Below are 13,824 nucleotides of genomic sequence, written 5' to 3' on the forward strand. Positions count from 1 at the left end.
GAAACGCGCGGCCTGAGCGCCGCCGCCCGCGCCGCTTTGCGTGTGCGCACGCCAATTTGACTGGGACGACCATGTTTTCCGCTCTCCTGCACCCCCGCCTCGCGGACTGCCGCAGGCTCTACCTGCGCGACTACGAAGTGCACATCAACATCGGTGCCTTCGAACACGAGAAGCGCGGCGAGCAGCGCGTCGTCATCAATGTCGACCTGTTCGTGCCGCTCGCGCTGTCCACCCCCGTCGACGACCGGCTGCATGAAATCGTCGACTACGATCTGATGAAGCAGAGCGTCACGCAATGCCTGGCGCGCGGCCACATCCACCTGCAGGAAACGCTGTGCGACGCGATCGCCGCGCGCCTGCTGGCGCACGATGCCGTGCGCGCGGTACGCGTCTGTACCGAGAAACCGGACGCTTATCCGGACTGCGACGCCGTCGGCGTCGAAGTCTTTCGCATCAAGGACGAGGAGCGCGCATGAACGCCCCCCACATGAATGACACGGCGGCCGATGCCGCCACCCTCGACACGCCCGCGGCCCCGGCCGGCCGCCCGGCGCTCACGCGCCGCGAACAGAAGGACGCGTACGAGAACAACAAGCTGTTCAAGCGGATCGTGCGCCAGGTCGGCCAGGCGATCGGCGACTTCAACATGATCGAGCAGGGCGACAAGGTGATGGTGTGCCTGTCGGGCGGCAAGGACAGCTATGCGATGCTCGACGTGCTGCTGCGCCTGCGCGAGCGCGCGCCGATCGATTTCGACATCGTCGCGGTGAACCTCGACCAGAAGCAGCCGGGCTTTCCCGAGCACGTGCTGCCGGAATACCTGAAGCAGGTCGGCGTGCCGTTCCACATCGAGAACCAGGACACCTACAGCATCGTCAAGCGCCTCGTGCCCGAGGGCAAGACGACCTGCTCGCTGTGCTCGCGGCTGCGCCGCGGGATCCTGTACCGCGTGGCCGGCGAGCTCGGCGCGACCAAGATCGCGCTCGGCCACCACCGCGACGACATCGTGCAGACGCTGCTGCTCAACATGTTCTACGGCGGCAAGCTGAAGGGGATGCCGCCGAAGCTGCAGTCGGACGACGGCAAGAACATCGTGATTCGTCCGCTCGCGTACGTGAAGGAAACCGATCTGGAGAAATACGCGGAACTGCGCGAATTCCCGATCATCCCGTGCAACCTGTGCGGCAGCCAGCCGAACCTGAAGCGCGCGGAAATGAAGGCGCTGATCCGCGAATGGGACAAGCGCTTCCCGGGCCGCGTCGAGAATATGTTCAACGCGCTCGCGAAGGTCGTGCCGTCGCACCTGATGGACACGACGCTGTACCCGTTCCAGTCGCTGCGCGCGACGGGCGAGGCCGATCCGCAGGGCGACATCGCGTTCGACGAGGAACCGTGCGCGTCGGGCGACGACAGCGCGGCGCCGGGCGGCGCCCAACCGATCTCGATCGTCCAGTTCGACGACCTGTAAGCGGGGCCGGAACCCTTGTCGGAACGGGGCGGCAAGTCCTCTTTCCGGCACTGTCGCCCCGCCGCGACAGGCCCGGGACGCCGGGGGCCGCATGCTAAAATAGGCGGCTTCGAACTCCTCTTACAGCTGGCGCCATGAATATCGTGATTTTGGCGGCAGGCACCGGCAAGCGCATGCGTTCCGCGCTGCCGAAAGTGCTTCATCCCCTGGCCGGCAGGCCGCTCCTCTCCCACGTCATCGACACCGCGCGCACGCTGCAGCCGTCCCGGCTCGTCGTCGTCGTCGGTCACGGCGCCGAGCAGGTCCAGGCCGCCGTCGCCGCGCCCGACGTCCAGTTCGCGGTGCAGGCCGAGCAGCTCGGCACCGGCCACGCGGTGCGCCAGGCGCTGCCGCTCCTCGATCCCGCGCAACCGACGCTCGTGCTGTACGGCGACGTGCCGCTCACGCGCGCGTCGACCTTGCAGCGCCTCGTCGACGCCGCGCGCGAAGGCCGCTACGGGATTCTGACGGTCACGCTCGACGATCCGACCGGCTACGGCCGCATCGTGCGCGACGCGGCCGGCTTCGTCACGCGCATTGTCGAACAGAAGGACGCGTCGCCCGAACAGCTGAAGATCGCCGAGATCAACACCGGCATCATCGTCACGCCCACGGCCCAGCTGTCGATGTGGCTCGGCGCGCTGAAGAACGAGAACGCGCAGGGCGAGTACTACCTGACCGACGTCGTCGAACTGGCGATCGAGGCCGGTTTCGAGGTCGTCACCGCGCAGCCCGACGAGGAATGGGAAACGCTCGGCGTGAACAGCAAGGCGCAGCTCGCCGAGCTCGAGCGCATCCACCAGCGCAATATCGCCGACGCACTGCTCGTCGACGGCGTCACGCTCGCCGATCCGGCGCGCGTCGACGTGCGCGGCACGCTGCGCTGCGGCCGCGACGTGTCGATCGACGTGAACTGCGTGTTCGAAGGCAACGTGACGCTCGCCGACAACGTGACGATCGGCGCGAACTGCGTGATCCGCAACGCGTCGGTCGGCGCGGGCACGCGCATCGACGCGTTCACGCACATCGACGGCGCCGAGCTCGGCGCGCACACCGTGATCGGCCCGTACGCGCGGCTGCGCCCCGGCGCGCAACTCGCGGACGAAGCGCACGTCGGCAACTTCGTCGAGGTGAAGAACGCGGTGATCGGCCACGGCTCGAAGGCGAACCACCTCACGTACATCGGCGACGCCGACATCGGCGCGCGCGTGAACATCGGCGCGGGCACGATCACCTGCAACTACGACGGCGCGAACAAGTTCCGCACCGTGATCGAGGACGACGTGTTCGTCGGCTCCGACACGCAGCTCGTCGCGCCCGTGCGCGTCGGCCGCGGCGTGACGATCGCCGCCGGCACGACGATCTGGAAGGACGTGGCCGACGGCCTGCTCGCGTTGAACGAGAAGACCCAGACCGCGAAGAGCGGCTACGTCCGCCCGGTCAAGAAGAAAAGCTGAACCTTTTGCGGGCGCCCCGACGGCGTCCGCGTCGACTTACAGGACTCACTCATTCATGTGCGGCATTGTCGGCGCAGTTGCGCAGCGTAATATCGTTCCGGTGCTGATCGAAGGATTGCGGCGCCTCGAATACCGTGGCTACGACTCGTGCGGCGTCGCCGTGCTCGAGCCGGGCGCACCGAAGCGCGCGCGCAGCGTCGCACGCGTCGCCGATCTCGACGCGCAGGTGCGCGAATCGCACCTCGAAGGCACCACCGGCGTCGCGCACACGCGCTGGGCGACGCACGGCGCGCCCGTCACGCACAACGCGCATCCGATCTTCTCGTCGAACGCGCTCGCGCTCGTCCACAACGGCATCATCGAGAACTTCGAATCGCTGCGCGAAGCGCTGCGCGCGAAGGGCTACGAATTCGTGTCGCAGACCGACACCGAAGTGATCGCCCACCTCGTGCACAGCCTGTATCGCGGCAACCTGTTCGACGCGGTGCGCGAGGCGGTGGGCCAGCTGCACGGCGCGTATGCGATCGCCGTGATCCACAAGGACCAGCCGCACACCGTCGTCGGCGCGCGCCAGGGTTCGCCGCTCGTGGTCGGCCACGGCGACGGCGAGAACTTCCTCGCGTCCGACGCACTCGCGCTCGCGGGCAGCACCGACCACTTCACGTTCCTCGAGGAAGGCGACGTGTGCGAGCTGTCGCTCGATGGCGTGAAGATCGTCGACCGCAACGGCGCCACCGTGCAGCGCGAGATCCGCGTGGTCAGCGCCTACGGCGGCGCGGTCGAACTCGGGCCGTATCGCCACTTCATGCAGAAGGAAATCTTCGAGCAGCCGCGCGCGCTCAGCGATACCGTGCCGCAGACGGATGCATTCGACGCGACGCTGTTCGGCGACGCCGCGCCCGCCGCGTTCGCGGAGATCGACAGCCTGCTGATCCTCGCGTGCGGTACGAGCTACTACTCGGGCCTGACCGCGAAGTACTGGCTCGAATCGATCGCGAAGATCCCGACCCAGGTCGAGATCGCGAGCGAATACCGCTACCGCGAATCGGTGCCGAACCCGCGCCAGCTCGTGCTGGTGATCTCGCAGTCGGGCGAGACCGCCGACACGCTCGCCGCGCTCAAGCACGCGCAGTCGCTCGGCCATACGCATACGCTCGCGGTCTGCAACGTCGCGACGAGCGCGATGGTGCGCCTCACCGAAATGCAGTTCCTGACGCACGCGGGCACCGAGATCGGCGTCGCGTCGACGAAGGCGTTCACGACGCAGCTCGTCGCGCTGTTCGTGCTGGCGGCCACGCTCGGCAAGCTGCGCGGGCACGTCGATGCCGCGCAGGAAGCCGAATTCCTGAAGCAGCTGCGCCACCTGCCGGCCGCGCTGAACAGCGTGCTCGCGCTGGAGCCGCAGATCATCGCGTGGTCGGAGGAATTCGCGCGCAAGGAAAACGCGCTGTTCCTCGGCCGCGGGCTGCACTACCCGATCGCGCTCGAAGGCGCGCTGAAGCTGAAGGAAATCTCGTACATCCACGCCGAGGCCTATCCGGCCGGCGAACTGAAGCACGGGCCGCTCGCGCTCGTCACGGAAGCGATGCCGGTCGTCACGGTCGCGCCGAATGACACGCTGCTCGAGAAGCTGAAGTCGAACATGCAGGAAGTGCGTGCGCGCGGCGGCGAGCTGTACGTGTTCGCCGATGCCGACACGCAGATCGTCAACGACGACGGCCTGCACGTGATCCGGATGCCGGAGCACTACGGGCAACTGTCGCCGATCCTGCACGTCGTGCCGCTGCAATTGCTCGCGTATCACACCGCGTGCGCGCGCGGCACCGACGTCGACAAGCCGCGGAACCTCGCGAAGTCGGTGACGGTGGAATAAGGCGGGAAGTCGGGATGGCCTCCGCCGGGCCGTCCCGGGCGCGGTCCGGCGTGAAGCAGGCCATTCGGCCAGGTCGAAATATATACCACTTGGTGGTATATAATCCTGTGCAAACTCGACCGACCCGACATGCCTGCTTCCGTACGACGCGTCTTCAAGACGAAGTGGTTTCACAAGGCAGCGAGAAAATCAGGTATCGCCGATGCCGAACGCTGCCGCGTCGCGCAGGAACTGGCACGCGGCCAGGGCACCGAGCTCGGCGGCAACGTCTGGAAAAAGCGCCTGGACGGCAATCGGCAGCGCGGGATCGTGCTGAGCAAGGTCGGGCGAGCGTGGGTGTTCGTGTTCCTGTTCGCGAAACGCGATCGGGACGACATCGACGAACGCGAACTGCGCGCCTTCAGAAAGCTCGCCGCGGATATCGGGCGCCGCAGCGACACCGAGGTCGCGACGCTGATCGCACTTAAAGAGCTTGTGGAGATTTGCAATGGCTAAGAGTCGATTCAAGAGCGATGCGACGGAGGCGATTCACAGCGCCGCGTCGGGCCTCTATCGCGCCAAGCTGATCGACAAGAAGACGATGCGCGAATACGACGATCTCTGCATCGAAGCCGCGCCGCAGTTCGACCCCGAGGCAATCGCCCGCATCCGCAAATCCGTCAACGTCAGCCAGAGCGTGTTCGCGCTCTACCTGAACACGACGGCTTCGACGATCCGCCAATGGGAACAGGGCGACAAGCGGCCGAGCGGCATCGCCGCCCGGATGCTGCAGATCGTCGAGAAGCACGGGCTCGAGGTGTTCTCCTGAGCCACTGCCCCGAATGCGCATGCACGGCCGGCCGAACGCGGGTCGCAAGGAATATGACGGAGAGACAATGGTAAGACTGATTGGATGCGGTGTGCTGGCGCTGACGTTCGCGTCGACGGGCTGGGCCGCCGAGCATTACGTCGAGGTCTGGAACCCGCCCGAGGCGCGGAAGCCGGCGGCCCATGCGCCGGAAGCCCGTACGCCGGAAGCCCGTATGCCGGACGCCCGTACCCCGGCCACGCACACGGGCGCCGACGCGCGCACCGGCAAGAGCGCGGAGAAGCACGCGAACGCCACCCCGAAAGCCGCGGCGAAGCCGCACAAGCGCCGCGTCGCGCAGGCGGTGAAAGCCGATTCGCATCGCCCGCCCGCGGCCGGGACGCCGGCCGCTCCGCGCCCCGTTGCGCAGCCCGCACCGGGACGCCTGACGGTGATGCAGCCGGCTGCGCCCGATGCGCCGCACGCACTGAGTTACTCCAACATCCCGCGTCAATACACGCCGGACGGCAACGTGCTGCAGGTCGGCACGCACGGCCGCTCCGCGGAGGTGACTCGATAATGGAAGCGCAAACCTACCACGGCTACCAGATCTGGGGCCACGCGATCCTGCAGCAGGACGAGATCCTGCAACCCGAGCGCTTCGCGGCGAGCGGCACGATCACGCAGAACAACAAGCTGGTCGAGGCGTCGGGCGTGCTCGGTGTGTTCGACACCGAGGACGATGCGCGCGAAGCAGGGCTCGAATGGGCTCGCGCCTGGATCGACAGCCACCGCTGAGCCGGCGCCACGCATCGGCCGGCTGCACACCGCAAATGAAAAAAAGGGGCGTCATGGACGCCCCTTTCCTCGTCGACCCCGAACAACTCAGGCTGCAGGCCGTGGCGGCCGCATGGCCGTCTGCGGCCGGCCGACGAGCCGTGCCAGCCCGACGATCGTGGCCAGTGTCGCGAGGTACGCGACGATCTGGATCCCCGCCGGTCGCGCGGTATAGCCGATCAGCGCATGCAGCGCCTTGCCGACAAGGCTCGAATCTTTGAGCAGCCACGACGTATCCCAGATCGTATCGCCCCACGACGGCACGAGGCCCGCCGAGAGCAGGAAGCCGACGCACTGGCTGGCCATCCCCGCCGCGAGCAGCACGATCAGCCAGTTGGTGACGGAGAACAGGCGCTTCAGCGGAATCTGCAGCAGGCCCGCATACATCCCGTAGCCGAGCCCGGCGCCGCCCAGCACACCCAGCAGCCCGCCGACGATCATCTGCGGCGTCTGCCCCGGATCGCCCGCCGCGATGCCGTACAGGAACAGCACGGCCTCGGAGCCTTCGCGCAATACCGCGACGCCGACCACGATCGCCAGCCCCGTCAGCGGCTTGCTGCCGTCCGCGACGGCGCGCCCGACCGCGGTCATCTGCATCGCCATCTCGCGGCCGTGCCGGCTCATCCAGATGCTGTGCCACGCGAGCATCAGCGTCGCGACGAACATCACACCCGCGTTGAAGACTTCCTGCCCCATGCCGGACGCCCACTGCGAGATCCCGTCGGCGAACGCGGCGATCAGGCCGGCGCCGATCACGCCGCCCGCCAGCCCGCCGCCGACCCACCAGCCGCGCCGCGGCACGCCCTTGGTGGCGGCCATCACGATCGACACCACCAGCGCGGCCTCGAGCACTTCACGAAAGACGATCAGGGCAGTAGACAACATGGCGATAGGGGCTTATTTGACGGTCAGGTGCGTCTTCGACTGCGCTTCGTGATACTCGTCGTGGAATTCGTACGTGCCGGCCTTCAGCGGCCCGACCAGGATCTCCACCGACTTGCCCGCGGGCACGACCTTCTCCGCCTTGAAGTCGTCGCTCTCGAATTCGGCGGGCGTCGCGTCGAGGTTCTTCACGACGAACTTCACCTTCTTGCCGGCCGGGATCGTCACGCCATCGGGCGAAAACTTGTGGTCCTTCAGGGTCAGGTTGACGACATCGTCGGCCGCGAATGCGGACGTGGCCGATGCGCCCAGCAGGGCCAGTGCGAAGCCGAAAGCAAAACGGTTCATGAGGGTAACGAATTGAAATATCGAAGGGAACCGATACTAAGATCGATTCGCATTTTCAACTCGCGTACCCTTACTGGCGACATGGTGATCACGCTTCATGGATCGCAGTCGCGCGTTGCCCGGCAAGGCATCCGCCCCGCCGTGCCCGGAACGCTTCGCCGTCAATCGGGATAAATTCCGAATGACGTCAAAGGCGCGACCGCAATTCGTCAGACTTCACGTTTACAACCGTCTGTCGCTGCAGCGACGCCGCGACACGGATTTCCCGCAACACGCGTACGCTTGACCTTCCCACCGTGGCAAGCTTCATGCTGTCGATGCTTGTCAATCGTCAACTCAGGAGAACACGATGGAATTCGAAGTCCAGGACATGACCTGCGGCGGCTGCGCCAACGCCATCACGCGCGCGGTGACGGCCGCCGATCCCGCCGCGAAGCTCGACATCGACGTCGCGGCGAAGATCGTCAAGGTCGAATCGGCGCAAGGCGCCGAGCGCGTGCAGTCGATCATCGAAGCCGCCGGCTTCCACCCCGCGCTGCGCGCCGCATAACGTCCGCACCCTGCGAACCGCGGGCACACCGCCGACCGGCGCTGCGCCCGCGCCCGATTGCGCGTCAGCGCAGCCGGATCAGCGTCGACTTCAGCTCGGTGTATTTCTCGAGCGCATGCAGCGACTTGTCGCGGCCGTTGCCCGACTGCTTGTAGCCGCCGAACGGGAAGTTCATGTCGCCGCCCTCGTCGTAGCAGTTCACCCAGACGGTGCCCGCACGCAGCCGGCGCGACACGTCGTGCGCGGTCGTCAGGTTCGACGTCCACACGGCCGCGGCCAGCCCGTATTCGGTGTCGTTCGCGATCCGCACCGCTTCGTCTACGTCGTCGAACACGATCACCGACAGCACGGGCCCGAAGATCTCCTCGCGCGCGATCTTCGCGTCGGGCTTCACCTCGAACACCGTCGGCTCCACGTAGAAGCCGCCCGTTTCCGCCTTCACGCGCGCACCACCCGTGACGAGCCTGCCTTCGCTGCGACCGGCCTCGATATAGCCGAGCACGCGCTCGAGCTGGATGCCGTCGACGATCGCGCCCATCGACACCAACGGATCGAGCGGATTGCCGGGCACGTACGCGCGTGCGGCCGCGACGAGCTTCTCGATGAACGCGTCCTTGATGTCGCGATGCACGAGCAGGCGGGAACCTGCCGTGCACATCTCGCCCATGTTGTAGAAGATCGCGCCGGCAGCCGCCTGCGCCGCGCGGTCGAGATCGGGACAATCGGGCAGCACGATGTTCGGCGACTTGCCGCCGAGTTCGAGCCACGCGCGCTTCAGGTTCGACTGCGCGGCGTACTGCATGATCAGCTTGCCGACCGCCGTCGAGCCCGTGAACGCGATGCAGTCGACGTCGCGATGCAGCGCGAGCAGCTTGCCCGGCTCGCCCGCGCCCGGCACGACGTTGAACACGCCCGCGGGAATGCCGGCCTCAACCGCGAGTTGCGCGACACGGATCGCGGTCAGCGGCGATTTCTCCGACGGTTTCAGCACGACGCTGTTGCCGGCCGCGAGCGCCGGGCCGAATTTCCACGCGGCCATCAGGATCGGGAAGTTCCACGGCACGACGGCGGCCACCACGCCGACCGGCTCACGCGTGACGAGACCGACGAGATGATGATCGGCCGGCGCAACCTCGCCGCCCACCTTGTCGATCGCTTCGGCAAACCATTCGACGCAGTACGCGGCGCCCGGCACGTCGACCGTCGTCGTGTCGCCGATCGGCTTGCCGGCGTCGAGGGTCTCGAGCAGCGACAGCTCGTCGAGATGCTCGCGCATCAGCGCGGCCCAGCGCAGCAGCACGGCCTTGCGCGCACGCGGGTTCATGCCGGCCCACACGCCCGCGTCGAACGCGCGGCGCGCGGCCGCGACGGCCGCGTTCACGTCGGCTTCGCCGCAATCGGCGACCTTCACGAGCACGCGGCCGTCGATCGGGCTCACGCAGTCGAACGTCTTGCCGCCGTGCGCGTCGCGCGACGCGCCGTCGATGAATGCGCGCCCTTCGATCTCGAGCGACGCCGCCTTGTCCTGCCAGTCAGCCAAAGTCAACTTGTTCATCAGGATGCCTCAGTTTTTTGGCATTCGCGATGCGACACGCCGCTGCGCATGACGCGCAGCCGGCCGGCAGCGAATGCAGTGACGCGCGGGGGGAGCTCAGAAGGTCGCCGGCGAATTGGCCGAGACGACCTCGCAGATCAGGTCCGCGCTGGGATTGCGAAAACGGTGCGGCAAACGGCTTTCGAAGTAGTAGCCGTCTCCGGGGTCGAGCAGCCACGTCGCGCCGTCGACGGTCAGCTCGAGCCGGCCCGACACGACGACCCCGCCCTCGTGCCCCGCGTGCACGAGCATCTCGGGCCCCGTATCGGCCTGCGGCTGGTAGATCTCGCGCAGGATGCACATGTTGCGATCCTTCATGCTCGCGCCGACCAGATGAAACGCGAGCGTGTCGTTGCCGAGGTTCGGCATCTCGTCGCGACGCGACACGACCGAGCGCGATTCGACGAGCTCGAACGTGAAGAACTCCGCGAGACTCATCGGGATGCATTCGAGCAGCTTCTTCAACGAGCCGACCGACGGGCTCACGCGGCCCTGTTCGATCAGCGAGATCGTGCCGTTGGTCACGCCGGCCCGCTTCGCGAGTTCGCGCTGCGACAGGCCATGCTTGTTGCGCACGAAACGCAGGCGCTCGGCGACTTCGGTGGACATCGATTCGGTTTCGGACACGATAAGTGCGATGACAAAGTGAAACGACGCGGTGGACAGCCGTTGAATATTCTAATCACTTTATGCCGCACATCAGCGGGGAAAACCCTGAAAGGCGTTCGAAATAATGAACACCCCGTCGATTATTCCTTTTGCGAATCTTTTGTTCGCACTGCTCGGGAAAGCCCTGATACAGCACCGTTAAAAAACATTTGACGCCGTTTTTGGCTCGTATATGCTGGCTCTCAGGTTAGCGTCATCAAGCATTCATCGGCAGCAAAAAACGTTATTGCAACGCAAAAATTGATGCCCATCAATGTAAATAACGCGTAACCGGCGCCTTGATTATTTTAAACGCCCCGCGCGTCGAAACGGTCAGGTGTTCAATACTTTCAACAACCCAGTCGAGTGTAATCGTGAGAGTCCGTGGCCCTCTGGTGAGGTGGGATCGAGGCGATGTGCGAAGTTTGCGCAGCGCGGCGTCCGCTTCCGACGACGGCAGTTGCGGCTGGCATAGTCCTCGCCTGCTTCACCTGTCGATCTACACCATCCTGTCCCGTCGTTCCGTTCGGCGTCACAACGCCGTTTCCGCACGCGCATTCGTCGCCGTCGATACCGACGAAGTGGCGTCGCTGCTGCCGTAGCGCCTCTCCTTTCTTTACGTCGTTCGTTTCATCTGCTGATTCGCCAACCGCATCGTCCATGCGGTGACGGAACGCGTTCGCGCATGCGTTGCCGCGTCGCGTGTCGCAATGAAACGAACGACGGCCTGATCGTCGCGCGCAGCGCGGATCGCCACGCCATCCCGTTGCGCCCATTCACCAGCGGCCCTGCGTCTCGCGCAAGGCTGCGGGGCTGTTGCACGCCGGCGTTTCGCCACATCCGGCAAGCAAGACGCAACAACCCTCCGGATAACTGATTGACGTCATGGATAGAAGGAAACCCCTCGTCGGCATCACCGCCGACCACACGCAAATCGGCGCGCATGCGTCGCATACGGTCGGCGACAAATACGTCGCCGCGATCGTCGATGGTGCGCAGGCGTTCGCGATGGTGCTGCCCGCGCTCGGCGAGCGCCAGTCGGTCGACGACGTACTCGACACGGTCGACGGCCTGCTGTTTACCGGCAGTTACTCGAACGTCGAGCCGCACCGGTACGGCGGCGAACCGAGCGCACCGGGCACGAAGCACGACCCGGCCCGCGACGCGACCACGCTGCCGCTGCTGCGCGCGGCGATCGCCGCGGGCGTGCCCGTGCTGGCCGTCTGCCGCGGCTTCCAGGAGCTGAACGTCGTCTGCGGCGGCACGCTGCACCAGCGCGTGCACGAAGTGCCGGGCCTCGCCGATCACCGCGAGGACGACGACGCGCCGATGGAGACGCAGTACGGCCCCGCGCACGTCGTGCGCCTGACGCCCGGCGGCACGCTGCACGCGCTCGCCGGCGGCCGCGACGAAGTGCACGTGAACTCGCTGCACAAGCAGGGCATCGCGCAACTCGGCTCCGGCCTCGCCGTCGAGGCCGTCGCGCCGGACGGGCTGATCGAAGCCGTGAGCGTCGTCGATGCGCCGGCTTTCGCCCTCGCCGTGCAGTGGCATCCGGAGTGGCGCCATGCGCAGGACCCGCTGTCGAGCGCGATCTTCCGCGCCTTCGGCGATGCCTGCCGCGTCCGCCGCGCTGCCCGCACGCGCGCCATGGCCGCCGCCGCGCTCGCCTGAGCGCCGACCCAACCAACGAGAACAGACATGCAAGACATCGAAGACTTTCTGAAGCAGCACCGGATCACCGAGATCGAAGCGATCATTCCCGACATGGCCGGTATCGCGCGCGGCAAGATCACGCCGCGCAACAAGTTCACGTCCGGCGAGTCGATGCGCCTGCCGCAGGCCGTGATGGTGCAGACCGTCACCGGCGAATATCCGGAAGACGGCTCGCTGACCGGCGTGACCGACCCCGACATGGTGTGCGTGCCCGACACGTCGACGATCCGCCTGATCCCGTGGGCCGTCGACCCGACCGCGCAGGTGATCCACGACTGCGTGCACTTCGACGGCTCGCCGGTCGAGATCTCGCCGCGCTACGTGCTGCGCCGCGTGCTCGACCTGTACAAGGCGAAGGGCTGGAAGCCCGTCGTCGCGCCGGAACTCGAGTTCTACCTGGTCGACATGAACAAGGACCCCGACCTGCCGCTGCGCCCGCCGGTCGGCCGCACGGGCCGCCCCGAAACGGGCCGCCAGTCGTATTCGATCGAGGCCGTCAACGAGTTCGACCCGCTGTTCGAGGACATCTACGAGTACTGCGAAGCGCAGAACCTCGACATCGACACGCTGATCCACGAAGTCGGCGCCGCGCAGATGGAGATCAACTTCATGCACGGCGACGCGCTGTCGCTCGCCGACCAGGTGTTCCTGTTCAAGCGCACGGTGCGCGAGGCCGCGCTGCGTCACAACATGTACGCGACGTTCATGGCCAAGCCGATGGAAGACGAACCGGGCTCGGCGATGCACGTGCACCAGAGCATCGTCGACGAGGAAACGGGCCAGAACCTGTTCACGTCGCCGGAAACCGGCGGCGCGACGTCGATGTTCTACAACTTCCTCGCGGGGCTGCAGAAGTACACGCCGGCGCTGATGCCGATCTTCGCGCCGTACATCAACTCGTATCGCCGCCTGTCGCGCTTCATGGCTGCGCCGATCAACGTGCAGTGGGGCTACGACAACCGCACGGTCGGCTTCCGCATCCCGCACTCGGGCCCGTCGGCACGCCGCATCGAGAACCGCATCCCCGGCGTCGACTGCAACCCGTACCTCGCGCTCGCCGCGACGCTCGCGGCCGGCTATCTCGGCATGACGCAGCGCCTGGAGCCGACCGAGCCGCTCGTCAGCGACGGCTACGACCTGCCGTACCAGCTGCCGCGCAACCTCGAGGAAGGGCTGACGCTGATGGCCGCCTGCGAGCCGCTCGGCGAGATCCTCGGCCACAAGTTCCTGAAGGCGTATTTCGCGCTGAAGGAAACCGAATACGAAGCGTTCTTCCGCGTGATCAGCTCGTGGGAACGCCGCCATCTGCTGCTGCACGTCTGAGCGTGCACTCGACCGAATACGGAATCACGGAGGAAACATGACGTACCGCAACGAATCTGCCTGGGTCCAACCGGCCGCACCGAGCGCCACGGCCGCCGCACCGCGCGCGACGCAGGCGCGCACGACCGCCGAATACCGCGCGCTCGACGCCGCGCACCACATCCACCCGTTCTCGGACATGGGCGCGCTGAACCGTGCAGGCAGCCGCGTGATCGTGAAGGCCGACGGCGTCTACCTGTGGGACTCGGACGGCAACAAGGTGATCGACGGGATGGCCGGCCTCTGGTGCGTGAACGTCGGCT

Annotated in this window: 16 protein-coding genes and 1 pseudogene; 13 read left to right on the forward strand and 4 right to left on the reverse strand. The window is 66.5% G+C overall.

The features are described 5' to 3' along the window. Window positions 1-71: 71 nt before the first annotated feature. The 8 genes from QZM35_RS21790 (at window position 72) to QZM35_RS21825 (ending at window position 6,422) form a co-directional block, all read left to right on the forward strand. On the forward strand, window positions 72-476 hold the full coding sequence (locus tag QZM35_RS21790; protein ID WP_043186999.1) for a dihydroneopterin aldolase: 405 nt from the start codon (window positions 72-74) through the stop codon (window positions 474-476). Next, window positions 473-1,468, forward strand: a complete 996-nt coding sequence (gene ttcA / locus QZM35_RS21795; RefSeq protein WP_046544270.1) for a tRNA 2-thiocytidine(32) synthetase TtcA — start codon at window positions 473-475, stop codon at window positions 1,466-1,468. Before QZM35_RS21790 ends, ttcA begins: the two co-directional genes overlap by 4 nt. A gap of 134 nt (window positions 1,469-1,602) precedes the next feature. Continuing rightward, the gene (glmU, locus tag QZM35_RS21800; RefSeq protein ID WP_089426488.1) at window positions 1,603-2,964 is read left to right on the forward strand and encodes a bifunctional UDP-N-acetylglucosamine diphosphorylase/glucosamine-1-phosphate N-acetyltransferase GlmU; all 1,362 of its coding nucleotides are present in this window, start codon (window positions 1,603-1,605) and stop codon (window positions 2,962-2,964) included. 55 nt (window positions 2,965-3,019) lie between these two features. Next, window positions 3,020-4,837, forward strand: a complete 1,818-nt coding sequence (gene glmS, locus QZM35_RS21805; protein WP_089426489.1) for a glutamine--fructose-6-phosphate transaminase (isomerizing) — start codon at window positions 3,020-3,022, stop codon at window positions 4,835-4,837. Window positions 4,838-4,966: 129 nt separating this feature from the next. Then, a complete protein-coding gene (locus tag QZM35_RS21810) occupies window positions 4,967-5,332 on the forward strand; it encodes a type II toxin-antitoxin system RelE/ParE family toxin (protein WP_089426490.1) in 366 nt (121 codons plus the stop codon). After that, window positions 5,325-5,645, forward strand: coding sequence for a DNA-binding transcriptional regulator (locus tag QZM35_RS21815; RefSeq protein WP_011353433.1), 321 nt, complete (start codon window positions 5,325-5,327; stop codon window positions 5,643-5,645). Before QZM35_RS21810 ends, QZM35_RS21815 begins: the two co-directional genes overlap by 8 nt. 67 nt (window positions 5,646-5,712) lie before the next feature. Beyond that, window positions 5,713-6,204, forward strand: coding sequence for a hypothetical protein (locus QZM35_RS21820; protein WP_089426491.1), 492 nt, complete (start codon window positions 5,713-5,715; stop codon window positions 6,202-6,204). Then, the gene (locus tag QZM35_RS21825; RefSeq protein ID WP_021162109.1) at window positions 6,204-6,422 is read left to right on the forward strand and encodes a hypothetical protein; all 219 of its coding nucleotides are present in this window, start codon (window positions 6,204-6,206) and stop codon (window positions 6,420-6,422) included. The genes QZM35_RS21820 and QZM35_RS21825 overlap by 1 nt, the downstream gene beginning before the upstream one ends. Before the next feature lie 87 nt (window positions 6,423-6,509). On the opposite strand, the gene QZM35_RS21830 is transcribed toward QZM35_RS21825, so the two are convergent. Together QZM35_RS21830 and QZM35_RS21835 are read right to left on the reverse strand one after the other, a co-directional pair. Beyond that, window positions 6,510-7,346 carry an FTR1 family protein gene (locus QZM35_RS21830; RefSeq protein WP_089426492.1) on the reverse strand — a complete coding sequence of 279 codons (837 nt, stop codon included), beginning with the start codon at window positions 7,344-7,346 and terminating at the stop codon, window positions 6,510-6,512. A 12-nt stretch (window positions 7,347-7,358) separates the two neighbouring features. Further along, on the reverse strand, window positions 7,359-7,691 hold the full coding sequence (locus QZM35_RS21835; protein WP_011353437.1) for a cupredoxin domain-containing protein: 333 nt from the start codon (window positions 7,689-7,691) through the stop codon (window positions 7,359-7,361). A gap of 349 nt (window positions 7,692-8,040) precedes the next feature. Between QZM35_RS21835 and QZM35_RS21840 the strand changes: the two genes are divergently transcribed. Then, complete coding sequence (locus QZM35_RS21840; protein WP_011353438.1) at window positions 8,041-8,241, forward strand: heavy-metal-associated domain-containing protein; 201 nt, start codon at window positions 8,041-8,043, stop codon at window positions 8,239-8,241. 64 nt (window positions 8,242-8,305) lie between these two features. Here the strand turns inward: QZM35_RS21840 and QZM35_RS21845 are convergent, their stop codons facing one another. Together QZM35_RS21845 and QZM35_RS21850 are read right to left on the reverse strand one after the other, a co-directional pair. Further along, entirely contained in the window at window positions 8,306-9,796 is a 1,491-nt protein-coding gene (locus QZM35_RS21845; protein WP_301776758.1) for an aldehyde dehydrogenase, read from the reverse strand. Between the two features lie 96 nt (window positions 9,797-9,892). Beyond that, entirely contained in the window at window positions 9,893-10,444 is a 552-nt protein-coding gene (locus tag QZM35_RS21850; protein ID WP_089426670.1) for a cupin domain-containing protein, read from the reverse strand. Between the two features lie 455 nt (window positions 10,445-10,899). Here QZM35_RS21850 and QZM35_RS21855 point away from each other — a divergent pair, with 455 nt between their 5' ends. From QZM35_RS21855 to QZM35_RS21870, 4 genes and pseudogenes are all read left to right on the forward strand, one after another. Further along, window positions 10,900-11,085: a hypothetical protein gene (locus tag QZM35_RS21855; RefSeq protein ID WP_043184603.1), complete on the forward strand. Its 186-nt coding sequence runs from the start codon at window positions 10,900-10,902 to the stop codon at window positions 11,083-11,085. Between the two features lie 283 nt (window positions 11,086-11,368). Beyond that, window positions 11,369-12,157, forward strand: coding sequence for a gamma-glutamyl-gamma-aminobutyrate hydrolase family protein (locus QZM35_RS21860; RefSeq protein ID WP_089426494.1), 789 nt, complete (start codon window positions 11,369-11,371; stop codon window positions 12,155-12,157). A gap of 27 nt (window positions 12,158-12,184) precedes the next feature. Continuing rightward, window positions 12,185-13,522 carry a glutamine synthetase family protein gene (locus QZM35_RS21865; RefSeq protein WP_089426495.1) on the forward strand — a complete coding sequence of 446 codons (1,338 nt, stop codon included), beginning with the start codon at window positions 12,185-12,187 and terminating at the stop codon, window positions 13,520-13,522. Between the two features lie 37 nt (window positions 13,523-13,559). Beyond that, a pseudogene (locus tag QZM35_RS21870) lies at window positions 13,560-13,824 on the forward strand (aspartate aminotransferase family protein); the annotation flags it as partial.

Origin of the sequence: Burkholderia sp. AU45274 (genome assembly GCF_030482505.1) — a bacterium.
In the GTDB taxonomy this organism is placed as follows: Bacteria; Pseudomonadota; Gammaproteobacteria; order Burkholderiales; family Burkholderiaceae; genus Burkholderia.